This window comes from Actinoplanes sp. GCM10030250 (assembly GCF_042666575.1).
GTDB lineage: Bacteria > Actinomycetota > Actinomycetes > Mycobacteriales > Micromonosporaceae > Actinoplanes.
In genome coordinates this window covers 440,931-463,424 of the sequence record NZ_JBHTDO010000002.1, presented here as the reverse complement: position 1 = coordinate 463,424, position 22,494 = coordinate 440,931, and the positions used below count along the sequence as shown (strand labels likewise).

The window sequence follows — 22,494 nt, the reverse complement described above, 5'->3', positions numbered from 1 at the left end:
CGTGCGCCGGTTTTGCACCTTTAGCCCTGTAGCCCAGGTAAACAATGACCCTACGATCGCAGCGTGGAGTGGGAATATGCCGTCGGCCTCGTCTCAGCTGCGCTCGCCGTCGGCGTGGGAGCGGGGCTGACCCTGGCCCGGGTTCGCCGGCCGGGAGGAAAAGCCCAGCCGCGACCGCTGGAGGGGAGAGCCACCATCGAACCGGACGACGACCGCCCGGCAGGCAAGCACAGCCTCAAGGGGCTCGGACGAAAGAGCCTCGACTCGCTGCGCGTCGGCGTGGTCGTCCTCGACGCGGACGACTTCCCCGTGCTGGTCAATCCCGCGGCGCGGGCGATGGGGCTGCTCCGCTCCGGCGGTGCGCCCGGCACCATCGCGGCACACCCGATCCTGCGTACCCTTGCGGGTCAGGTGCGCCGCACAGGCGTACGCCGAGAAGTTGAACTTGATCTGCCCCGCGGTCGTGCCGGTGGCGCTCAGGCCCCCCTGGGCCTGCACCTGCGCGCGGTTGCCCTCAACGCCACGCACGTCGCGGTCGAGGCCGCCGACGTGACCGAGTCGCACCGCCTGGCTCGCGTCCGCCGTGACTTCGTCGCCAACGTCAGCCACGAGCTGAAAACCCCCATCGGGGCACTCCAGCTCCTGGCCGAAGCCCTGCTCGACGCCACCCAGCTCCAGGAATCGGCACCCGAGGCGCAGTCCGAGGACCTGCTCGCCGCCCGCCGCTTCGCCGAACGGATCCACCACGAATCCGCCCGCATGGGCCGGCTCGTCAACGAGTTGCTCGAACTCAGCCGCCTGCAGGGCGCCGAACCACTGCCCAACCCCGAACCGGTCCCGCTGGACTGGGTCATCGCCGAGGTGATCGATCGCACCCGCACCACGGCCTCGGCCAAGAGCATCGAGATCGTGTACGACGGACCCAAGGGCTCAACGGTCTACGGCAGCGACAGCCAGATCGCCACAGCGGTCACCAACCTGGTCGAGAACGCCATCGCGTACTCCGGCCCCGACACGAAGGTCTCGCTCGCCATGCGGCAGAGCGAGGACTGGATCGAGATCGACGTCACCGACCAGGGCATCGGCATCTCGCCGCAGGACGTCGACCGGATCTTCGAACGGTTCTACCGGGCAGATCAGGCCCGGTCCCGCTCCACCGGTGGAACAGGCCTCGGCCTGGCCATCGTCAAGCACATCGCCACCAACCACGGTGGCCGGGTCGACGTGACCAGTTCACTCGGCGACGGTTCTACGTTCACCCTGCGCCTACCGGCGCGACCCCCCGAATCCCCCTCGCCGTCACCGACGGCGATTGAGATCGAGTCCGGTGTGGCCGGGCGCTGACCCGGCTACCGACGACGGAAGGAACTTCATTGGCCCGCGTGCTCGTGGTCGAGGACGAGGAGTCGTTCTCCGACGCCCTGTCATACATGCTGCGTAAAGAGGGATTCGAAGTCTCGGTCGCTGCGACCGGAACCTCGGCGCTCACGCAGTTCGACCGGACCGGTGCCGACATCGTGCTGCTCGACCTCATGCTGCCGGAGATGTCCGGCACCGAGGTGTGCCGCCAGTTGCGGCAGCGCTCCGCCGTTCCGATCATCATGGTCACCGCCCGCGACAGCGAGATCGACAAAGTCGTCGGCCTGGAGATCGGCGCCGACGACTACGTCACCAAGCCGTACTCGCCGCGCGAACTAGTCGCCCGAATCCGTGCCGTCCTGCGGCGCCAGGGCGCCGAAGCCGCCGAGGTGACCACCCCGACGCTCGCCGCCGGCCCGGTCCGGATGGACGTCGAACGTCACGTCGTGACCGTCGACGGCACCGGGGTGCAGCTGCCGCTCAAGGAGTTCGAACTCCTCGAGCTGCTGCTGCGCAACGCGGGCCGGGTCCTCACCCGCGGCCAGCTCATCGACCGCGTCTGGGGCGCCGATTACGTCGGCGACACGAAGACCCTCGACGTCCACGTCAAGAGGCTGCGCTCCAAGGTCGAACCGGAGCCCTCGGCGCCGCGCTACATCGTTACGGTTCGTGGTCTCGGGTACAAGTTCGAGCCGTAGAAGAACGTTCTGTCCGGCTGCCCGCTCTGTCGGGTTGCCCGTTCTGCCGGGCTGTCCGTTCTGCCGGGCCGCTTGGCCGCCCGCTCTGCCACGCGGTCGCCCTGCTCTGCCCGGCCGCCTGCTCTGCCCCGCCGCGATCTTGTGGAGTTCTGCACCAACGGGGTGCGCGAACTTCACAAGATCGCGGCGGGGCGCAGCGGGGCGCGGCGGGCAGAGCAGGGAGGGCAGAGCGGGGAGGGCCGAGCTCACAGATCCTGGGCGGCGCGCGGGGAGGCCGGCTCGCGTCCGCCGCGCCGCTTCGGGGCCGCGGCGCGTGTCGTGGCGGGGTGGATGGCGATCAGGCCCGACTTGATGCGGGCGGAGCAGAGTTCCGCCAGCTTCTTGTAGGCGGCCTCGCCGACCAGTTCGGTCAGCTCCGGCGCGTAGCTGAGGTACATCGGTTCGGTGCCGACGTGGGCGTCCGGGGACGACGTGCACCACCAGGCGAGGTCGTGGCCGCCGGGGCCCCAGCCGCGGCGGTCGAACTCGGTCAAAGTGGACTGCAAGAGCTTGGTGCCGTCGGCTCGGGTGATCCAGTCCTGTTCGCGGCGGACCGGGAGTTGCCAGCAGACGTCGGGCTTGTACTTCAAGGGGTGGACGCCGTCGCGGAGGGCCTGGCCGTGCAGGGCGCAGCCGCCGCCGCCCGGGAAGTCGGCGTCGTTGAGGAAGATGCAGGGGCCGTCACCTGATCTGGTGGCCGTACGCCGTGCGGGTTTGGTTCCGTCGACCGTGTCCACCTCGGTGTAGTTCTTGAACCCGCGCCGGTGGTGCTGCCAGGTCTCCGGGGTGAGTTTCGCGGCGGCGACCTTGAGACGGTTCTCGTCGTCGGCGTCAGTGAAGAAGGCGCCGTGTGAGCAGCAGCCGTCCTCGGCGCGGCCGGGCAGGATCCCGCGGCAGGCGGAGCCGAACACGCAGGTCCAGCGGGAAAGCAGCCAGGTCAGGTCGGCACGGACGAGGTGCTGGTCGTCGGCGGGATCCAGGAACTCGATCCATTCCCGAGGGAAGTCGAGCGGTACTTCCCGGGGTGGCTGCGTGCGGCTCATCCGGGTCAGCGTACGCCCACCGATGGATCATGACCGTTTAGAGCTGATATATCCGGGCGTGGCTGGCGCGGCTACCCTTGAGGCGTGAGTTCCCGCGTTCCCGTGCTTCTCTCCAGCTCCTCGGTCTTCCCGGAGCCGACGGCTGCGGCGTTCGAGATGGCAGCAACGGTCGGCTACGACGGCCTCGAGGTCATGGTGTGGACCGACGCCGTCAGTCAGGACGCCGGCGCCCTGAAAGGCCTGTCCGAGCACTACGACGTCCCGGTCCTGTCGGTCCATGCGCCCTGTCTGCTGGTGACCCAGCGGGTGTGGAGCTCGGACCCCTGGGAGCGTCTCAGCCGTGCGGCCCAGCTCGCCGAGTCGCTGGGCGCGCCGACCGTTGTGGTGCATCCGCCGTTCACCTGGCAGCGCGACTACGCGAAGAACTTCGCCGAGGGCTTGGCCAAGGTGCAGGGCCGCCATCCGGACCTGCGTTTCGCGGTGGAGAACATGTTCCCGGTGAAGATGGCGGGCCGCTGGTTCGTGCCCTACACGCCGGGCTGGGATCCGACCGAGACCGGCTTCGACGCGTACACGCTGGACCTTTCGCACTGTGCGGCGTCGCGGATCGACGCGCTGGCGATGGCCGACAAGATGGGTGCCGGGCTCAAGCACGTGCACCTGGGTGACGGCACCGGCGAGGGCCGGGACGAGCACCTGGTGCCGGGTCGCGGCAACCAGCCGTGTGCGGAGCTGCTGCGGTCGCTGGCCGGTCGGGGCTTCGCCGGTTCGGTGGCGCTCGAGATCAACACGCGCAAGGCGGCCAGCCGGCCGGCGCGTGAGGCCGACCTGCGCGAGTCCCTGGAGTTCGCCCGCCGCTATCTGATGCCGGCTGAAACGGCGATCACGCCGGCGTGAGGCCCTCCTTCCGGATGCAACCGCACACGTTGGGGTCGCGTGCGCGCCGGGTGAGCCCCTGACGTGAGCAGCCGCGCACCGAACCTCAACGTGCGCGCCGGCTGCCCCGCGCGGGGTTGATGAGCGCGCACGGAAGCCGACTGCCTCGCCAGAAGATCAGCGTGTGCGCCCGCGGCGGTTACGCGGGCGTCAGGCTCGTGGTGGCGGCGCGCTTGCGGGCCCGGTGTGCCGCCACGTGCGAGCGGGTCGCGCAGCGTTCTGAGCAGAAGCGGCGGCAGTTGTTCGACGACGTGTCGAGGTAGACGTTGCCGCAGCGCTCGTCGGCGCAGATGCCGAACCGGGCGCTACCGTACTCGCAGAGCCACACGGACAGACCCCACGCGGCCCCGGCCAGGTATTCCGCGCTGACGGAGGCCCCGCGGCTGGTCACGTGCATGTGCCAGTCGCTGGCGTCGTGCCCGGAGATGCGCGGCTGCACCGGGTACGCCTCTAGGAGCGCGTTGATCTCGCGTACCGCCTCGCCGTCACGGCCCGACGTGCCGTACTCGAAGACTTCGCGCAGTCGCCGCTGGGCGCGGCGGAACACGGCGAGGTCCTTCTCACCGACCTGGTCCCGCATGTAGCCCTGTTCGCCGGAGAACAGGGCTCGCAGCCCGGCGAGGTCGTCCAGGCCGGCGTTGACGAGGTCGACCGCCGTCCGGGCGTACGCATCGAAGTTCACCCGCCAACGGTAGCCTCACCTGAGCCCCAGGGGCACGCATGTGGTGCCCGGGACGTGCGAATCGGGACGTCGGTACCGGGCTGGGGACGGTTCCGGACGTTACGCTCGGCGCATGTTCCGTTCCCTTTTCCTCGCCGCGGCCGGCTCTGCCCGGCTCGAGCGGATGATCGAGTCCGCGCCTGTCAGTAAAGGGATCGTGCGGCGTTTCGTCGCCGGCCGCAGCGCCGACGAGGCTCTGCGGGTGAGCCGCGAGCTGGCCGACGACGGCCTCACCGTGAGCCTGGATCACCTGGGCGGGGACACCGGCACGCCCGAGCAGGCGGCGGCCACCCGCGACGAGTACCTCGCTGTTCTCGGCCGGCTGCGCGAGGCCGGGCTGACACCGGCGGTCGAGGTGAGCCTGAAACTTTCGGCTCTGGGGCAGGAGACAGACGACAAGCTTGCGTACGAGTACGCGCACTCGATCTGCAAGGCCGCCGCCGAGGCCGGTACGACGGTGACGCTCGACGCCGAGGACCACACCACCACCGACGCGACTCTGGAGACGCTGCTCGAGCTGCGGCGAGAGTTCCCGTCGACGGGGGCGGTGCTCCAGGCCCATCTGCGGCGGACCGAGGGGGACTGCCGGGAGCTGGCGACGGCGGGTTCCCGGGTGCGGCTCTGCAAGGGTGCCTACTCCGAACCGGAGTCGGTGGCGTTCCAGTCGGCGCTGGACGTGGACAAGTCCTATGTGCGGTGCCTGAACATCCTGATGTCGGGGGAGGGTTACCCGATGGTGGCGACCCACGACCCGCGGCTGATCGCGATCGCCGAGGACCGGGCCCGCTGGTTCGACCGCTCCACCGGGGAGTACGAGTTCCAGCTCCTCTACGGCGTACGGCCGGAGGAGCAGGCACGGCTCGCCGCCGGCGGCCACACCGTGCGCGTCTACCTGCCCTACGGCGACCAGTGGTACGGCTACCTGATGCGCCGCCTCGCCGAGCGTCCGGCGAACATGGCGGTCCTGGCCCGAGCCGTGAAGTCGAAAAAGTAACGCATTCGGGCGATAAAGGGCCGAATCCGGCGTGTCAGCCTTGACTTTTTGTGGTCATTTCACTGAACGTATCGCGTTGGTCACAGCCGTATCGATACCGTTCTGATGACACGCACGTAGTCCGCCGCGGCGCCACTGGGCCGGTCACGGCGATCGTGCCTGCGAAAGGATCGGTGCGACGCGAGATGACGGGTCCAGCCCAGACCGAGGAACGGCTCTCCGAAGTCCGTTTCCTGACGGTTGCCGAGGTGGCCGCGCTCATGCGGGTTTCCAAAATGACCGTATACCGGCTCGTGCACGGCGGTGATCTCACCGCGGTCCGAGTCGGCCGATCGTTCCGGGTGCCCGAGCACGCGGTACATGAATATCTTCGCGGCGCCTTCTCGCAAAGCGCCTGACGGGCGGGGCCCTGTTGGCTCGGCAAGAGCGTGCCGGTACTCTTGACCGGTTGGTTCCCGGGTCCTGTGTGCGCCACCGTGCTTAACACCGCGTGGTGGCGCCGTCGTTCCGGGCGCCGTCCAGTCCGGTTCCGGCCGTGCCCCTCATCAGGCGCGCCGGCTCCACCCAACATGGTTTCGAGAGGCTTTTCGTATGGGCTCCGTGGTCAAGAAGCGCCGCAAGCGTATGGCGAAGAAGAAGCACCGCAAGCTGCTGCGCAAGACCCGCGTCCAGCGTCGCCGTCTCGGCAAGTGACGGCGGGCCGGGTGATCGACCCGGCCCTTACCGGCTCTTGCCGAAATCCTTCGAGGCTTCGCATCGAAAGGTGCACCCGTGGTGACCTCACCGCCCAGCGTTGTCGTGGTCACCGGAGTCAGCCGTTATCTCGGCGCTCGGGTGGCCGCACGCCTCGCCGCTGATCCTCGGATCGACCGCGTCGTCGGCCTGGATCCGCACGACCCTCCGGCACGCCTTCTGGGCCTGCTCGAGGGGGTGGAGCGGATCCGGGCTGACGCGCGCGCGGCCACCGAGGCGATCTCCGAGCTCGGTGCCGAAGCGGTCGTGCACCTTGCCGTGACCGGCGTGCCGGATGCTCAGCACGGCGGCCGCGCGGCGATGAAGGAACAGAACGTCATCGGCACCATGCAGGTGCTGGCTGCCGCGCAGGGCGCGAGCAGGCTGCGCAAGCTCGTGGTGCGCTCCTCCACGGCCGCGTACGGCGCCTCGTTCCGCGATCCGGCCGTGTTCACCGAGGACACCGAGCCCCGCGCCGTGCCGCGCGGTCCGTTCGCGCGCGACATCCTCGACATCGAGGGGTATGTCAGGGGTTTCCGCCGCCGCCGTCCCGAGGTGGCCGCGACCGTGCTCCGCTTCGCCCCGATGATCAGCTCGTCCGCCGAGACGTCGCTGACCCGCTACTTCACCCAGCCGGTGGTCCCGACCGTGCTCGGCCGCGACGCGCGGCTGCAGTTCGTGCACCTCGAGGACGCGCTGGAGATCCTGCACCGGTCGGTGACCGAGGACCACCCGGGCACCTTCAACGTCGCCGGTGCCGGCGTGCTGATGCTCGCCCAGGCGGTCCGCCGGGCCGGCCGTGTCGCCCTGCCGCTGCCCGAGTCGGCGCTCTCCACCGGAGCCGCGCTGCTGCGCAACCTCGGCGTCGAGCAGATCGGGCTGGACCAGATCGACCTCTTCGTGCACGGCCGGGTGGTGGACACCACCCAGCTGATCCGCGAGTTCGGCTTCACCCCGCGCAGCACAGCGGAAGCCTTCGAGGACTTCATCAAGGCGCACGCCGCGGGCTCCACGGTCACGGCGGACCGGCTCGCCGCCGCCGAGCGGGCAATCCTGGACGGCATCCGCAAGGTGCGGGCGGCCGCCGATTCTCCCACCCCGACCACGGCGGGTGCCGCAACCGGCGGGTCCGGCGCCGGAGTTGACCGATCGTGAGCCAGGACGAGTTCCGCGACATGCTGCCCGGGCACGCCGAGTTCCGGCTGCCCTCGCCCGCCCCGGTGCAACGGGTGAACGGGCGCCGGCCGATCCCGGAGGAGCCCGTGGCACAGCACTCGGCAGAGCAGCCGGCGAGCGACACCCTGGACCTCTGGGACGAACGGGTCGCCCGAGGGCTGGCCTTCCTGCGCCGGCGACTGGCCGGGGCGTATGAGGTCGACGAGTTCGGCTTCGACCCGGAACTCGCCGAGAGCGTGTTCCACCCGATGCTCAAGGTTCTTTACAAGGACTGGTTCCGCACCGAGGTCCTCGGTATGGAGAACGTGCCGGCCGACGGCAGCGCGCTGGTGGTGGGCAACCACTCCGGCACGATCGCGCTGGACGCCCTGATGCTCACCGTCGCCATGCACGACAAGCATCCGCAGCGCAGGCACCTGCGCCTGCTCGGTGCCGACCTGGTCTTCCGGATGCCGGTGATGAGCGAGCTGGCCCGGGCGGCCGGCGCGACGGTGGCCTGCAACCCGGACGCGGAGCGCCTGATGAACAACGATCAGCTCGTCGGCGTCTTCCCGGAGGGCTTCAAGGGCATCGGCAAGCGCTTCTCGGAGCGTTACAAGCTTCAGCGTTTCGGTCGCGGTGGGTTCGTCTCGGCCGCACTGCGCACCGGTACGCCGATCATCCCGGTCGCGATCGTCGGAGCCGAGGAGATCTACCCGATCCTCGCCGACCTGAAGCCGCTGGCCCGCCTGCTCGGCGTTCCGTACTTCCCGGTCACGCCGACCTTCCCGTGGCTGGGACCGCTGGGCCTGGTCCCGCTGCCGAGCAAGTGGATGATCCAGTTCTGCCCGCCGATCCCGACCAAGCACCTCACCGAGTTCGCCGACGATCCGCTCGTCGTCTACAACCTCGCCGACCAGGTGCGCGAGACGATCCAGGCCACCCTGCACGAACTCCTGGAGAAGCGCCCGGACCCGTTCGGCCCGTGACCAAGGCCCGTGACCAAGGCCCGTGACCAAGGCCCGTGACCAAGGCCCGTGACCAAGGCCCGTGACCAAGGCCCGCGGCGGAGGCCATCGACGGAGGGTCAGGCCGCGACAGTGGTCGTGGCGGAAGCCGGGCGGGCGCTGTGACAGATCAGCGTGAATGCCTGGAGTGAATCGTCCGGTCCGTCCTATAGTGACGATTGAGGGGCGGCCCCGGATTTCTCCGGCACCGCCCCTCGCCACGTCTCACCGAGGATGCGTCAGAACAGGTCGCCGAGCAGTCCGCCCAGCACACCGCCCTTTTCTTCCTCGTCCTCGCCCGTCGCCGGCGGGGTCGTCGCCGCACCGGAGGGCGTCGTCGTGGTCCCGGTGGTCGTCGGCCGGCTGTCCGGAGCCGTCGACTTGCCGGAGCCCGGCACGACCGCCTTGCCGGTGACGTCCGGCTCCGCGCCGGCACCCGACTTCGCCGGCTTCGGCGTGACCCGCTGGTCGTCCTGCTTGCTGGTGCCCTTGTTGCCGTGCTTCGCCGGCGGCGCGTCCGAGCCCGAGGAGCTGTCCGAGTCCGCGGCGCAGTCCTTCAGCTTCGGCCCCAGCTGGTCGGTTCCGGCCGGCACGATCTTGTCGCAGCGCAGCCCGGTCCGCAGCATGTCGGTACGCCCGGACACGTTCTCCAGCAGCGACAGCGATCCGAGGGCCCGCTCCCGATTGCTCGGGGAGAGCTTCTCCAGCGCCGGGCCGAAGGTCGCCCGCTGCCCGGTGACGAACCCGTCCAGCGTGGTCAGCGGCTTGGCGTCCTTGTTGGACACGGCCGACGTGGTGAGCAGCCGGACTCCCTTGCGGGTGTCGGCGTCCATGTCGTCGAGCACGTTTCCGAAGCTCGGATCGGTGCCGTCCATGGCGACGGCCTCGGCCAGCCGGTTCTTCGCGAAGTCCAGTGACAGCTGGCCCCGGGTCACGTCGGATCCGGCGATCGCCAGCTGAGCCCGCTCGGTGGAACGCTTGACGCTGTACAGGGCGTCGCCCGGTGACGCGCTCTCGCTCGCCGCGGAGATCCCGGAGACGGCCATCGCGCCGGCGGCGACGCCGATCACGATCGCCCCCCGGGCACGGATCCGCCGTCCGAAGATCGGGCGCCGGGCGCCGTCCGCGGACGCGGTGGCCGGTTCGAACTCTTCGGCGATCGCGGTACGGCCGATGCCGTCCCGATCGGCCGTCGCGACCAGCATGGCGCGCAGGCCGACGCGGAACTCGGAGTCGACCGGTGCCGCGGGCCGCGCCGTGGAGAGGCGGTTGCCGATGGCCACCAGCCGGTCGAGCTCCACGTCGGCGTTGCCACGGGTGTGGTGCCGACCGGCGCCGCCGGTCTCGTCGATCAGTTCCGCGAAGCGCTCGGCGCTACGGCGGTCCAGGAAAGCGAACTTCACCGTGGGCACCTCCCCTCGCTCGTGACTGTCTCGCCGGCCTGCGGGCCGGCGTAGGCGACCCGGCCGTACTGGACGGCCCGGGGTCGCATCCGGACAAACGCGCGACACGCGGCGCCGGTTACGGGTGTGCGGAGGTGCCATCGGGTATCGGAGATCGACATCCGGGAGCGCTTGATCAAGACTGGAACCCTTCCGGCAGGAGCCGGTTGAGCGCGCGTACGGCCCGGTACTGCAGGGCCTTGATGGCGCCCTCGTTCTTGCCCATGGTCTGTGCGGTCTCGGCGACCGAGAAGCCCTGCAGGAACCGGAGCACGATGCACTCCTGCTGCTCGGGGTTGAGCTGCTTGACCGCGGTGAGCAGGGCGACGTTGGTGATGTGGTCGACCACCGCGGACTCCGGGCTGCCCTCGGGTCCGCGGTCCTCCCGGTCGGCGTCCAGGACGTCGCCGGTGGTGACCTCGAGGCGGTACCGGCCCGACTTGAAGTGGTCGGCGACCAGGTTGCGGGCGATGGTGACGAGCCAGGCGCCGAGGTCACGGCCCTGCCAGGTGAAGCTGCCGATGCGCTTGAGCGCCCGCAGGAAGGTGTCCGAGGTGAGGTCCTCGGCGAGCTGACGGTTGCCGACCCGGAAGTAGACGAACCGGAAGACAGTGTCCACGTACCTGTCGTAGATCAGCCCGAACGCCTCGGACTCGCCGGCCTGGGCCCGTTCGACGAGCGCCCACACTTCGGCGGCCGGGTCGCCCCGGTCCGGCCGGGCCTTGGGCGGCGCCGACTCGCTGGGCGGGCCGGTGGTGCTCTGCGTCGGCAGCACCACGGTGTGGTCGGCGACCGTCTCGGACTCGCCGATGTTCGATCGCTGACCCGCTGTGGGCTGTGCCGGCGTACGGGGCGCACCGACCCGGCCGCTCCCGAACTTGCCGTTGCCGCTGTTGGGCGTGGCGACCGCGGGCGGTCCGTTCGGCGTGCGGCGACTGCCTGTCTGCTTCGAACTGTCACCGCGAATCGCGTTCACGATCATCCCGTCGAGTGAAAGGTTCACTGATTCGCGCAGTGCGTTCAAGCCTCCGGTCAGTGCCTGCCGCACCGCGAGGACATCGCGGTGGAACGGGTCCTCGGCGTACACATGAGTCACTTCGCCTCCTCAACCCGGCGGGCCTGTGACGACCGCGAATCCGTCCCGCCAGACAGGGATTCGTCGAAATTCCGTGCTTTTTGTGGCACAGCGGCCTCCTCGGGATGAGGGTGGTCACTCACAACAAAAGGGGTGGGGCAACCCGCTGAAACGCCGGTTGACCTCACCCGTTGGTGTGGATCCCGTTACACAGACCGGAAGTATCACCGGCATCGGACACAGCGAGTCGCACACCGTGTGCGCTGCGCGCAAAGCCGCGAATCTGATCAAAACGCGGCGCCCGGAGCCGTTCCCACCGTCTCGCGCACGGTCCTGCGGCGAACGGACCGGCTGTCCGGCGCCCCGGCCGGAGGCGGTCTGTGCCAGACTTCGGCCTCGTGGAGGAACCCGCCAGGGATCCGGTGGCCGAGGCTGCGGCCCGGTGCCCGGACAAGCCCGCACTGATCGCCGGCGAGACCGTTGTCAGCTGGTCGGAATTGGACACGCGGGTCTCCGCGGCCGCTCACTGGGTGGTGTCCCGGACCGATCCGGGTGACCGGGTGGCCCTGCTGCTCGGCAACACCGTCGACTTCGCGGTGACCTATTTCGGGATCCTGCGATCGGGCCGGGTCGCGGTGCCGCTCAATCCCGGTTACACGGCCGACGAGCGCGGCTACGCGATCAGCGACTCGGGCGCTGTCCTGATCGTCGAGAGCGCTCCGGGCGTACCCCTGCCTGGTGGTTCTCTGCCGCAGCCCGCCGCCGGAGATCTCGCGGTCCTGCTCTACACCTCGGGCACGAGCGGTCGCCCGAAGGGCGCGATGCTCACCCACGCCGCGCTGGCGGCCAACCATGACCAGCTCGGCCGGATCGAGCCGCCGGTGGCCGGCCCGGACGACGTGATCCTGCTCGCCGTGCCGTTCTTCCACGCCTACGGCCTGAACACCGGCCTGGGCACGGTCGCGCACCACGCGGCGACCGGCGTGCTCGTGGAGCGGTTCGAGGCGGCAGGCTCGCTGGAACTGATCGAACGGCACGGTGTCACCATCACCGTCGGCGTCCCCGGGATGTATCTCGCCTGGTCACGGATCCCGGCGGCGGGTGGCGCGCTGAGCGGTCTGCGGACCGCGGTCTGCGGCGCGGCACCGCTGGATCAGGCCGCCGCCGCACGCTTCCGGGCGCTGACCGGCAAGAACATCCTGATCGGGTACGGGTTGACCGAGTCCTCGCCCGTGCTGACCACCACGGCCGTCAGCGACCGGGACAAGAGCGGATCGATCGGCCGGCCGCTGCCCGGAGTGGAGCTGCTGTTGCGCACCCGCGGCGGCACCGAGTTGTGGCGTGACGGCAGCGCCTCGGTCGAGGAGGACCTGGCCGAATTGGATCTCGCGGTCGCCGTCTCGGCGGGCACCGACCCGGGCGAGATCGTGGTACGCGGCCCGAACCTGTTCAGCGGCTACTGGCCCGACGGCAGCGGCGGCCCGGACCCGGACGGCTGGTGGGCCACCGGCGACATCGCCTACGCGGACGGTGACGGCGACCTGGTCCTGGTCGACCGCATCGGTGAGCTGATCCTGGTGAACGGCTTCAACGTCTACCCGGCCGAGATCGAGCGGGTGCTGGACGCGCACCCGCGGGTGGCGGCCGCCGCCGTGGTCGGGCTCCCCGATCCGGAGTCCGGGCAGCGCCCGCACGCCTGCGTGGTGCCCACCGGCGATCCGCCGCCCGGTGTGACCGAGCTACAGGTGTACTGCGCGACCCGGCTGGCCCGGTTCAAGCTGCCGACCATCGAGCTGGTGGCGGACCTGCCCCGCTCGGCGATCGGCAAGATCCGTAAGAGGGAGTTGTGATGGCGCACCGGCTCACGCTGATCAGCCGAGTCGGCTGTCACCTGTGCGAGGTGGCCGAGCAGACGCTGGACCGGGTCGCGCCGGGGGAGTGGACGAAGGTCGACGTCGACTCCGACATCGAGCTGGAACGCGACTACGGCGACCGGGTGCCGGTGCTGCTGCTCGACGGCAAGGAGCACGGCTACTGGCGTATCGAGGAGGAGCGCCTGCTGCGGGATTTGGCTCGACAACCCGGGGAACCCCGGCTGTAGGTTGGCTCCTCGTGACAGAAAAGCACCTGGTCTGGGACTGGAACGGAACCCTTCTCGACGATCTGAGCCTGGTGGTCGCCTCGACCAATCAGGCCTTCGCCACCGTCGGCGGCCGCGCCGTCGAGGCCGACGAGCACCGGCGGGCCTTCCGCCGCCCGGTCGCCGAGTTCTACGCCGAGATGCTCGGCCGGGCGGTCGACGAGGAGGAGTTCGGCCGGCTCGACCGGATCTTCCACGACGCGTACCGGGTCGGGCTCACCGACATCTCCCTCGCCGCCGACGCGATGGCCGCGATCAAGACGTGGCCGGGCAGTCAGTCGCTGCTCTCCATGTGGTTCCACAGCGAGCTCATTCCGGCCGTCGAAGGCTACGGTCTGGCCGGACTCTTCAGCCGGATCGACGGGCTGCGCACCGAGGTGGGTGGTGACCTCAAGGCCGGGCACCTGGCACGGCATCTGGCCGGGCTCGGCGTCGCGGGCGAGACCGTGGTGCTGATCGGGGACTCGCTCGACGACGCCGCGGCCGCCGAGGCGGTCGGCGGCAAGGCGGTGCTCTACACCGGCGGTTTCACCGACCCCTCCCGGCTGCGCGCCTCCGGGCTCCCGGTCGCCGACACGCTGGTGGACGCCGTGAAGACGGCCATGTCACTCTGAGTCAAGTGGCCCCGGTGGGCTCGAAGCGGTAATACTCGACAGGTCGGCTCGGCTAACACAGCCGGGTCGATCTTGTCCAATTGTCCCGACAAGATCGCGATTTGTGCACGCCTTCACAAGCGCCTACTCTGTGACTCTCACGAGCCCCGCTACCACAGCCACCCCACGAGGGTTCCACCGGTATCGCACAGACTGGGCTCACCGCAGGTTCGCCTCGTCGGCACGGAGTCAGATGAGTCAGCAGCGTCACGGAAACACGTCCGGTGAAGCCGGTCGCGTCCCGGCCTTCCCGGATCTGCCGGAGGCGACCATCGCGCGGCTGCCGGAATACTTGCGCGCCCTCCACCACCTGGCGGAGACCGGCGCCGAGACGGTCTCCAGCGAGGGACTCGCCGCCGCCGTCGGGGTGAATTCCGCCAAACTTCGCAAGGATCTCTCCCACCTGGGGTCGTACGGTACCCGTGGGGTCGGCTACGACGTGGCCCTGCTGGTCCACCAGATCGAGTACATCCTCGGCCTGGACAAGAACCGGGCGGTCTGCCTGGTCGGTGTCGGCAACCTGGGGCACGCGCTGGCCGGGTACGCGGGTTTCGCCAGCCGCGGCTTCCGGGTCGTCGCGCTCTTCGACGCCGACCCGGACAAGGTCGGCGAGCGGATAAACGGACTGACCGTCCAGCACATCTCGGAGCTGGGCCGGATCGCGGTCGAGGAGTCGATCGCGATCGGTGTGATAGCCACTCCGCCGGGTACTTCGCAGGCCGTCGCCGACGCACTGGTGGCGGCGGGCGTGACGAGCATCCTGAACTTCGCTCCGGGGGTGCTCTCGGTGCCGCCGAACGTCGACGTGCGCAAGGTGGACCTCGCCATCGAGCTACAGATCCTCTCGTTCCACGAACATCGCAAGGCGTCCCTGACCGCGCTTCCGGGTGGCCGGGCCGACGAGGCGGACAACCAGGAGGCGGTCGGCTCGTGAACCTGCTCAGCATCGGTGCCTCGTACCGCACCGCGGACGTCGCCGTTCTGGAACGGCTGGCGATCCCCGAACCGACCCTGCCCGACCTGCTCCAGAAGCTGATCGCCCAGCCGTATGTCGGTGAGGCCGTCGTCGTCTCCACCTGCAACCGGGTCGAGGTGTACGCGGCGGTCAGCGGCTTCCACGGCGGTCTCGGCGACATCTGCAACGTGCTGTCCGAGCACTCCGGCATCCCCGCCAGCGAGCTGGCCGGCCACCTCTACGTGCACTACGGCGAGGCCGCGGTGCGGCACTCGTTCCGGGTCTCCTCCGGCCTCGACTCGATGGTCGTCGGCGAGGCGCAGATCCTCGGGCAGCTGCGCGACTCGTACCACGCGGCGACCGAGGTGGACTCGGCCGGACGGCTGCTGCACGAGCTGATGCAGCAGGCGCTGCGGGTCGGCAAGCGGGCGCACGCCGAGACCGGCATCGACAAGGCCGGCCAGAGCGTGGTCACGGCCGCCCTCGACGTGGCCGCCGGCCACCTCGGCGGCGACCTCACCAATACCTCGGCGCTGGTCATCGGCGCCGGTGCGATGGGCGCGCTGTCGGTGGCGACGCTCACGCGTACCGGGGTGGGGCCGTTGCGGATCACCAACCGCAGCGGGGAGCGGGCGGATCGGCTGGCTGAGGCGTACGGCGCGGTCGCGGTGCCCTTCGAGGACCTGACGACGGTCCTCGGCGAGGTGGACATCGTGGTCAGCGCGACCGCCTCCACCGAGCCGGTGCTGACCGGCGACCGGCTCCGCGCCGCGCTGGCCGCCCGGACGTCACCGGCCCCGCTGGTCGTGCTCGACCTCGCCGTACCGCGGGACGTGGCGCCCGAGGCCGCGACGCTTCCCGGCCTGGTCGTCGTCGACATCGACGGGCTGGCCGAGAGCCGGCGTGCCCTGCCGGCCGCGGCCGAGACCGCCGCCGTGGAGCAGATCGTCACCGCCGAGGTGGAGAACTTCCTCGGCTGGCTGCGCGGAGCGGAGATCGCCCCCACGGTGGCGGCCCTGCGGACGCGCGCCGACGAGGTCGTCTCCGGCGAGATGCGCAAACTCCTCTCCCGGCGCCCGGAATTCACCGAGGAGCAGCGGGCCGACGTTTCCCGTACCCTGCACCGGGTCGTCCAGCAGCTGTTGCACTCACCCACCGTGCGGGTCCGGCAGCTCGCCGCCGAGCCCGGCGGCGACCAGTACGCGGCACTCCTGCGCGAGCTGTTCGACCTCGACGTCCCGCTCGCCACCCAGGCGAACGCCGTGCCGGAGATCGGAGGCAAACCGTGACACCACTTCGTCTCGGCACGCGCGGCAGCGCCCTGGCGCTCACCCAGTCGCGGCTGGTCGCCGACGCGCTGACCGCCGCCACCGGGCGGCCCGTCGAGCTCGTGCGGATCGTCACGCCCGGCGACCGCTCCTCGGCGCCGGTCGCCCAGCTGGGCGTGGGAGTGTTCGTCTCGGCACTGCGTGACGCGCTGCTCGCCGACGAGATCGACTTCGCCGTCCACTCGTACAAGGACCTGCCCACCGGCGACCACCCGCGGCTGCACATCGCCGCGACGCCGCCCCGGGAGGACCCCCGCGACGCCCTAATCGCCCGCGACGGACTGACGCTCACCGAACTCCCGCCGCGCTCGTCCATCGGCACCGGTGCGGTGCGCCGAATCGCGCAACTGCATGCTTTGGGCCTAGAGTTGCAGGTCACGCCGATCCGAGGGAACGTCGACTCGCGCATCGCCCGGGTCCTCGGCCCCGAGCGCGACCTCGACGCCGTCGTTCTGGCCCGGGCCGGCGTGGCCCGTCTCGGCCGGTTGGCGGAGATCACCGAGACGCTCGACCCGATGCTCATGCTGCCCGCACCCGCACAGGGAGCGCTGGCGGTGGAGTGCCGGGCCGAGAACACAGACCTGATCGAGCTGCTGGCCGTGCTCGATCACGCACCGACCCGCGCCGCCGTCTGTGCGGAGCGGTCGATGCTGGCCACGCTCGAGGCCGGGTGCTCCGCACCGGTCGCGGCCTACGCCGAGCTTGCCGAAGGCGAGGACGGCGACGAGATTTACCTGCGCGGTGCGGTGATCAGCCCGGATGGGGTTCGAGCCATCCGACTGTCGCGCACCGGAACGCCCGCCGGCGCGGCGGAGATCGGCAAGGCACTCGCCACCGACCTCCTCGACGCCGGAGCCGACACCCTGATGGGGAGCACAGAATGACCACCCGCACCGCCCGCAAGCCAGCCGGACGCATCGCGTTCATCGGCGCCGGACCCGGCGACCCGGAGCTGCTGACCCGCCGCGCGTATGCGGCGCTGACCGATGCCGACCAGGTGGTCTACGACCGTGGCGTCCCCGATTCGCTGCTGAGCGCGATCCGCTCCGGCGCGAAGGCGGACGCCCAGTTCAGCCCCGCCGAGGGCGCTCCCGGCGACGTCGCCAAGGTGCTGCTCTCCGCCGCCAAGTCCGGCCTCTCCGCCGTGCACCTGGTGGCCGGTGACCCCTTCGGGCACGACTCGGTGGTCAAGGAGGTGCAGGCGGTCGCACGTACCGCAGTGCACTTCGAGGTGATCCCCGGCATCGGGCAGGCCGAGGGCGTCGCCGCCTACGCGGGTGTGCCGCTGCCCGGCGTTCGCATCGCCGCCGACGTCGACGACATCACCACCCTGGACTTCGACGCGCTCGCCGCGGCCGCCCAGAAGGGCTCCTTCGCGGTGGCCGTGGACGCCGGTGACCTCGCCGCCGTCCGTGACGGGCTGCTCGCCGCGGGTGTCGAGCCGGGCGTGCCGGTCGGCGTGACCGGCGACGGCACCGGCGAGACGCAGTACACCACCACCTCGACCGTGGACAGCTTCGTCGCCGCGGCGCTCGGCTTCACCGGCCGGGTCGTCCTCACGGTGGGCGCGGAGGTCGCGGAGCGCGACACGCTGAGCTGGTGGGAGAACCGCCCGCTGTACGGGTGGAAGGTGCTCGTCCCGCGTACCAAGGAGCAGGCCGGCGCGATGAGTGCCCGGCTCCGGGCGTACGGGGCCATCCCGTGCGAGGTGCCGACCATCGCGGTCGAGCCGCCCCGCACCCCGGCCCAGATGGAGCGCGCGGTCAAGGGCCTGGTCGACGGCCGGTACGCGTGGGTCATCTTCACCTCGGTGAACGCGGTCCGCGCGGTCTGGGAGAAGTTCGGCGAGCACGGCCTCGACGCCCGCCACTTCGGCGGCGTGAAGATCGCCTGCATCGGTGAGGCCACCGCCGAGGCGGTCCGCGCGTTCGGCATCCAGCCCGAGCTGATCCCGGCCGGCGAGCAGTCCAGCGAGGGCCTGCTGGCCGAGTTCTCCCCGCACGACGAGATCCTCGACCCGGTCGGCCGGGTGCTGCTGCCGCGCGCCGACATCGCCACCGAGACCCTCGCCGCCGGGCTCATCGAGCGTGGCTGGGAGGTCGACGACGTCACCGCGTACCGGACCGTCCGCGCCGCCCCGCCGCCCGCCGAGATCCGCGACGCGATCAAGTCCGGTGGATTCGACGCGGTGCTGTTCACCTCCTCCTCGACGGTGCGGAACCTGGTCGGCATCGCCGGCAAGCCGCACGCCCGTACGGTCGTCGCGGTGATCGGCCCCAAGACGGCCGAGACCGCTGTCGAGTTCGGTCTGCGGGTCGACACCCAGCCGCAGAACGCCTCCGTACCGGACCTGGTCGAGGCACTCGCCGAGTACGCGCTCGAGCTTCGCGAGAAGCTGGCCGCGATGCCGGCCAAGCAGCGCCGCGGCTCGAAGGTCCAGGGGCCGACCGCCCTCCGATTCCGCTGATCCCCGGATAGGCGCGCCGGTTCGCCCGGCGCGCCTTTTCGTTCTCTAGGAGCGTCAGATGTCCTTCCCCGACGTCCGCCCGCGCCGGCTGCGGCGCACCCCGGCGATCCGCCGCCTGGTCGAGGAGACCCGGCTCGCCCCGTCCGAACTGGTCCTGCCGCTCTTCCTCAAGGAGGGTCTGGCCGAGCCGAAACCGATCAGTTCGCTGCCCGGGGTCGTCCAGCACACCCGGGAGTCGCTGCGCAAGGCCGCACACGAGGCGGTCAGCGCGGGCGTCGGCGGCCTTATGCTCTTCGGCGTGCCGGACAACGCGAACAAGGACGAGACCGGTTCGGCCGGGCTCGACCCGGACGGCATCCTCAACGTCGGCCTCCGTGACCTGCGGGCCGAACTCGGCGACTCCACGGTCATCATGAGCGACCTGTGCCTTGACGAGTTCACCTCGCACGGGCATTGCGGTGTGCTGGCCGCCGACGGATCCGTCGACAACGACGCTACCCTGGACATCTACGCCGAGATGGCGGTCGCCCAGGTCGAAGCCGGAGCCCACATGGTGGGGCCGTCCGGCATGATGGACGGCCAGATCGGCGTGATCCGCAAGGCCCTCGACGCGGCCGGCCATCAGGACGTGGCGATCCTGGCCTACACGGCCAAATACGCGGGCGCCTTCTACGGCCCGTTCCGCGAGGCCGTCGAGTCGACCCTGCAGGGCGACCGCCGGCAGTACCAGCAGGACCCGCCGAACCTGCGCGAGGCTCTCCGCGAGGTCGACCTGGACGTGGCCGAGGGTGCTGACATCGTCATGGTCAAGCCGGCCCTGCCGTACCTCGACGTGATCGTCGCGCTCCGGGAGCGGGTCGACGTGCCGGTCGCCGCCTACCAGGTCTCCGGCGAGTACGCGATGGTGGAGGCGGCCGCCGCCAACGGCTGGATCGACCGCGAGCGGGTGATCCTCGAGTCGCTCACCTCGATCAAGCGCGCCGGCGCCCAGATCACCCTGACCTACTGGGCCACGGAAGCGGCCAAGATGCTGCGCGAGCGTTATTGAGGTCTCACGGCTCCATGGCCTGCACCAGCCGGGAGACGTCAGCGATGTACTCGAACCAGTCGCGGTCGGACTCGTAGCCGAGTTCGGCGTTGACCTTCAGCATCGACTCGTTGTGCTGCGCGTTCCAGGTCTGCACCTGGCGCAGGCCCCGCTCGGCGGAACGCAGCTCGAACAGCATCCGGGCCTTGATCGCGCGGTCGATGCCGTAGCCGCGGTGCTCGCGGACGACGATCGTGTCGTACTGATCGGCGCGCTCCGGATGCTGCGCCGGCACGACCACCTCGGTCAGGCCCGCGACGGTCCCGCTCGCCTCGTGGATGGCGAGGACGATGTACGGCTTCAGGCCGCGCTTGTGCAGCGTGTCCAGCGAGTCGCGCAGGCGCTGCGGGTCGGACGAGCGCGGCTGCAGGTCCAGATCGTCGTCGTCGTGCTGCGCCTCCGCCTTGGCCTGCGCATAGGCGTCGAGCAGCGAGTCGGGCGGGCCACCGGGGTGATACTCGATGCGGTAGCCGGAGCTGATGCCGGTCGCCATCGCGCCCAGGGCCAGCCAGTCGACCGAGTCCAGGTTGAGCACGCTGCGGGTCTCCACATACTCCCGCTCGAAACCCAGCGCCTCGTAGAACGGGATCGCCGTCGTGCCGCCGATCGCCTCGACACCGATCGAGGAGAAACCTTCGAGGTACGCCCGGCGGGCTGCCATCGCCACCAACTGTCGCCCCAGCCCCCGGCGGCGCAGATGTGGCCGAACCAGCACCTCGAGCACGCCGATGTCACCGAGCAGCAGGATGTTGACGTGGGCGAAGATCTCACCCTCCCCCTCGGGAAGGCGATCGTCCTCGGCGATCCAGGTGATCCGCCGCTCGCCCGGCATCGTCTCGGCCAGATAGTCGCGGACCTGCACGTCCCGCCAGGGTGGATCGTCCGGAAGATCGGCAGCCATGACCACGTTGACCATCTCCACGAGCGAGTGGATCTCGGTCGCGGACGCGGAGCGGGGATCCCATTCACGCACCCTCACCCGTACATCGTGCCGTTTAACGGACCTTCAGGGAAGGCCTGACCACGCAAAAGTACGAGCACGCTCACCCAGAGTCGCGAAGTGGGCCTCTGAGCTCGATCGGTCCGGCGGCTCCCGATCAGGTCCGGCTGCGCAGGCCGTAGTCGTTGGCGGTCGTGAAAACCTCCTGCGCGTACGGACGGACGTCGTTGTAGGTCAGCACCGCGTCCCACCAGGAGTCGGCCTTGGACAGGTCGCGACCACCCTTGCAGAGGTACGCCGCCGCGGTCATCGCCGCGTCGTCGATGTCGTTCGGGTTCTTCACGCCGTCGTTGTCCGCGTCGATCTCCATCGCCTGCCAGGTCGACGGGATGAACTGCATCGGGCCCACAGCCCGGTCGTACGTGGTGTCCCGGTCCACCACGCCCTGATCGGTGTCCCTGATCAGCTGGCGCCCGCCCTGCCCGTCGAGCGGCAACCCGTAGATCGTCGGCGAGGCGTTCCCGTCCACACCCAGCACCGCGCCCTCGTGGCTGCCGTGTCCCGACTCGACCTTCCCGATCGCGGCGAGCGTGGTCCAGCTCAGATGGCAGGACGGGGTGGTCTTCGCGGTGACGAGCTCGGCATAGCCGTAAGCCTGAACTGCCACGACCGGGATGCCCACCCTGGTACCGACCTGCTGCGCCCAACTGGCGAGCGCGTCGGCGGGCCGCGCACCGGTCACAGTGGGCTGCACCGGGGGCAGCCCGGTCGCGGCGCCGGCCGGTGCGGTGGGTAGCCCGGTGCCGGTCACACCCGGTCCGCCGGGGAGAGCCGCGGGATCGCTCGGGTTGACGCCGGGTGCACCGGACTGGCCGGCGAACGTGGGAGTGGCGGTGGGCGCGGCCGCGTCGAGAGCCCGCGGAACCAGGTAGGCCCCCGAGGTCCCGGCGAGCACCACGAGACCGACGACGACCAAACCGGGCAGAACCACCCGGCCGACCGGTCCGCGCGCCCACGAGCCGGTCGCCCGCCCAGCCCGGCCCACCGCGGCGACCGGCCGGAAACGACGAGCCTTCTTCCCGGCGGGAGCAGCGGCGGCGGTGCCCTTGGCGGCAGTGTCCTTGGCGGCAGTGTCCTTGGCGGCAGTGTCCTTGCCGGATCCGTCCTTGCCGGATCCGTCCTTGGCGACGCCGTCCTTGGCGACGCCGTCCTTGGTTGTGTCGTCGGACTTGGCCGGCTGCGCGTCCTTGGCTGAGGCGTCGTTCTTGACCGCGTCTTTCTTGGCGGCGTCGTCTTCCTTGGGCGATGTCTTGTCCGCATCGGCCACCTCGACCGGCCCGCGCTGTGCCGGAATGACAGGCTTCGCGGCGCCATCCCCGGCCGCCTCAGGCTTGGCCGGCTCAGGCTTGGCCGGCTCAGGCTTGGCCGGCTCAGGCTTGGCCGGCTCAGGACTGGCCGGCTCAGGACTGGCCGGCTCAGGCTTGGCCGGCTCAGGACTGGCCGGCTCAGGCTTGGCCGGCTCAGGACTGGACGGAGCAGTCGACTCCGGAGCGCCCACATCCGACTTGTCCGACCCGCCCGGATCCGCACTCGGCGCCGCACCGGAACTGCCCAGCGGCCCACCCTGATGCGGTGCCGAGGAGCGCAACTCCGGCACGTCTTCTGGGGTCATCCGCGCCTCCGCCACGGGTCGACCCTACCCGTCCGTGTCACCCCTTGGGCA

The 22,494-nt window shown here is 70.4% G+C and carries 21 protein-coding genes and 1 pseudogene; 16 read left to right on the top strand and 6 right to left on the bottom strand.

Annotated features, from left to right (window positions below; translation table 11 throughout):
* Positions 1–63 precede the first annotated feature (63 nt).
* Both ACFQV6_RS05345 and ACFQV6_RS05340 read left to right on the top strand, forming a co-directional pair.
* Entirely contained in the window at positions 64–1,344 is a 1,281-nt protein-coding gene (locus tag ACFQV6_RS05345) for a sensor histidine kinase (RefSeq protein ID WP_378026168.1), read from the top strand.
* Positions 1,345–1,373: 29 nt separating this feature from the next.
* Positions 1,374–2,057 (top strand): response regulator, encoded by a 684-nt coding sequence (locus tag ACFQV6_RS05340; RefSeq protein ID WP_378026167.1) that lies wholly within the window; start codon positions 1,374–1,376, stop codon positions 2,055–2,057.
* A gap of 245 nt (positions 2,058–2,302) precedes the next feature.
* Here the strand turns inward: ACFQV6_RS05340 and ACFQV6_RS05335 are convergent, their stop codons facing one another.
* The gene (locus tag ACFQV6_RS05335; RefSeq protein WP_378026166.1) at positions 2,303–3,139 is read right to left on the bottom strand and encodes a hypothetical protein; all 837 of its coding nucleotides are present in this window, start codon (positions 3,137–3,139) and stop codon (positions 2,303–2,305) included.
* An 84-nt stretch (positions 3,140–3,223) separates the two neighbouring features.
* Between ACFQV6_RS05335 and ACFQV6_RS05330 the strand changes: the two genes are divergently transcribed.
* Positions 3,224–4,036, top strand: coding sequence for a sugar phosphate isomerase/epimerase family protein (locus ACFQV6_RS05330; RefSeq protein WP_378026165.1), 813 nt, complete (start codon positions 3,224–3,226; stop codon positions 4,034–4,036).
* A 178-nt stretch (positions 4,037–4,214) separates the two neighbouring features.
* Here ACFQV6_RS05330 and ACFQV6_RS05325 read toward each other — a convergent pair whose 3' ends face one another.
* Positions 4,215–4,757, bottom strand: coding sequence for a CGNR zinc finger domain-containing protein (locus tag ACFQV6_RS05325; RefSeq protein WP_378026164.1), 543 nt, complete (start codon positions 4,755–4,757; stop codon positions 4,215–4,217).
* Between the two features lie 112 nt (positions 4,758–4,869).
* Between ACFQV6_RS05325 and ACFQV6_RS05320 the strand changes: the two genes are divergently transcribed.
* The 5 genes from ACFQV6_RS05320 to ACFQV6_RS05300 all read left to right on the top strand — a co-directional run bounded on the left by ACFQV6_RS05320 (position 4,870) and on the right by ACFQV6_RS05300 (position 8,666).
* On the top strand, positions 4,870–5,790 hold the full coding sequence (locus tag ACFQV6_RS05320; RefSeq protein WP_378026163.1) for a proline dehydrogenase family protein: 921 nt from the start codon (positions 4,870–4,872) through the stop codon (positions 5,788–5,790).
* A gap of 185 nt (positions 5,791–5,975) precedes the next feature.
* Positions 5,976–6,188, top strand: coding sequence for a helix-turn-helix domain-containing protein (locus ACFQV6_RS05315; protein ID WP_014447695.1), 213 nt, complete (start codon positions 5,976–5,978; stop codon positions 6,186–6,188).
* Between the two features lie 193 nt (positions 6,189–6,381).
* Positions 6,382–6,483, top strand: coding sequence for a 30S ribosomal protein bS22 (locus tag ACFQV6_RS05310; RefSeq protein ID WP_007465623.1), 102 nt, complete (start codon positions 6,382–6,384; stop codon positions 6,481–6,483).
* A 78-nt stretch (positions 6,484–6,561) separates the two neighbouring features.
* On the top strand, positions 6,562–7,677 hold the full coding sequence (locus ACFQV6_RS05305; protein ID WP_378026162.1) for an NAD-dependent epimerase/dehydratase family protein: 1,116 nt from the start codon (positions 6,562–6,564) through the stop codon (positions 7,675–7,677).
* A complete protein-coding gene (locus tag ACFQV6_RS05300) occupies positions 7,674–8,666 on the top strand; it encodes a lysophospholipid acyltransferase family protein (RefSeq protein WP_378026161.1) in 993 nt (330 codons plus the stop codon). The genes ACFQV6_RS05305 and ACFQV6_RS05300 overlap by 4 nt, the downstream gene beginning before the upstream one ends.
* Before the next feature lie 560 nt (positions 8,667–9,226).
* Here ACFQV6_RS05300 and ACFQV6_RS05295 read toward each other — a convergent pair.
* Both ACFQV6_RS05295 and ACFQV6_RS05290 read right to left on the bottom strand, forming a co-directional pair.
* Positions 9,227–10,096, bottom strand: a pseudogene (locus ACFQV6_RS05295) (DUF5667 domain-containing protein); the annotation flags it as partial.
* Positions 10,097–10,262: 166 nt separating this feature from the next.
* On the bottom strand, positions 10,263–11,222 hold the full coding sequence (locus ACFQV6_RS05290) for an ECF subfamily RNA polymerase sigma factor, BldN family (protein ID WP_378026160.1): 960 nt from the start codon (positions 11,220–11,222) through the stop codon (positions 10,263–10,265).
* Positions 11,223–11,581: 359 nt separating this feature from the next.
* On the opposite strand from ACFQV6_RS05290, the gene ACFQV6_RS05285 reads away from it, so the two are divergent.
* The 8 genes from ACFQV6_RS05285 (at position 11,582) to hemB (ending at position 19,792) form a co-directional block, all read left to right on the top strand.
* Entirely contained in the window at positions 11,582–13,051 is a 1,470-nt protein-coding gene (locus ACFQV6_RS05285) for an AMP-binding protein (protein WP_378026159.1), read from the top strand.
* On the top strand, positions 13,048–13,302 hold the full coding sequence (locus tag ACFQV6_RS05280; RefSeq protein ID WP_378026158.1) for a glutaredoxin family protein: 255 nt from the start codon (positions 13,048–13,050) through the stop codon (positions 13,300–13,302). Before ACFQV6_RS05285 ends, ACFQV6_RS05280 begins: the two co-directional genes overlap by 4 nt.
* A gap of 11 nt (positions 13,303–13,313) precedes the next feature.
* Positions 13,314–13,955: an HAD family hydrolase gene (locus ACFQV6_RS05275; protein ID WP_378026157.1), complete on the top strand. Its 642-nt coding sequence runs from the start codon at positions 13,314–13,316 to the stop codon at positions 13,953–13,955.
* Positions 13,956–14,187: 232 nt separating this feature from the next.
* Entirely contained in the window at positions 14,188–14,928 is a 741-nt protein-coding gene (locus tag ACFQV6_RS05270) for a redox-sensing transcriptional repressor Rex (protein WP_378026156.1), read from the top strand.
* On the top strand, positions 14,925–16,238 hold the full coding sequence (locus tag ACFQV6_RS05265) for a glutamyl-tRNA reductase (protein WP_378026155.1): 1,314 nt from the start codon (positions 14,925–14,927) through the stop codon (positions 16,236–16,238). The genes ACFQV6_RS05270 and ACFQV6_RS05265 overlap by 4 nt, the downstream gene beginning before the upstream one ends.
* The gene (hemC, locus tag ACFQV6_RS05260) at positions 16,235–17,161 is read left to right on the top strand and encodes a hydroxymethylbilane synthase (RefSeq protein WP_378026154.1); all 927 of its coding nucleotides are present in this window, start codon (positions 16,235–16,237) and stop codon (positions 17,159–17,161) included. The genes ACFQV6_RS05265 and hemC overlap by 4 nt, the downstream gene beginning before the upstream one ends.
* Positions 17,158–18,744, top strand: a complete 1,587-nt coding sequence (locus ACFQV6_RS05255; protein WP_378026153.1) for a uroporphyrinogen-III synthase — start codon at positions 17,158–17,160, stop codon at positions 18,742–18,744. Before hemC ends, ACFQV6_RS05255 begins: the two co-directional genes overlap by 4 nt.
* A 58-nt stretch (positions 18,745–18,802) precedes the next feature.
* Entirely contained in the window at positions 18,803–19,792 is a 990-nt protein-coding gene (gene hemB, locus ACFQV6_RS05250) for a porphobilinogen synthase (RefSeq protein WP_378026152.1), read from the top strand.
* Between the two features lie 4 nt (positions 19,793–19,796).
* Here the strand turns inward: hemB and ACFQV6_RS05245 are convergent, their stop codons facing one another.
* Both ACFQV6_RS05245 and ACFQV6_RS05240 read right to left on the bottom strand, forming a co-directional pair.
* Complete coding sequence (locus tag ACFQV6_RS05245) at positions 19,797–20,810, bottom strand: GNAT family N-acetyltransferase (protein WP_378026151.1); 1,014 nt, start codon at positions 20,808–20,810, stop codon at positions 19,797–19,799.
* Positions 20,811–20,928: 118 nt separating this feature from the next.
* Complete coding sequence (locus ACFQV6_RS05240; protein ID WP_378026150.1) at positions 20,929–22,443, bottom strand: lytic murein transglycosylase; 1,515 nt, start codon at positions 22,441–22,443, stop codon at positions 20,929–20,931.
* Positions 22,444–22,494 lie beyond the last annotated feature (51 nt).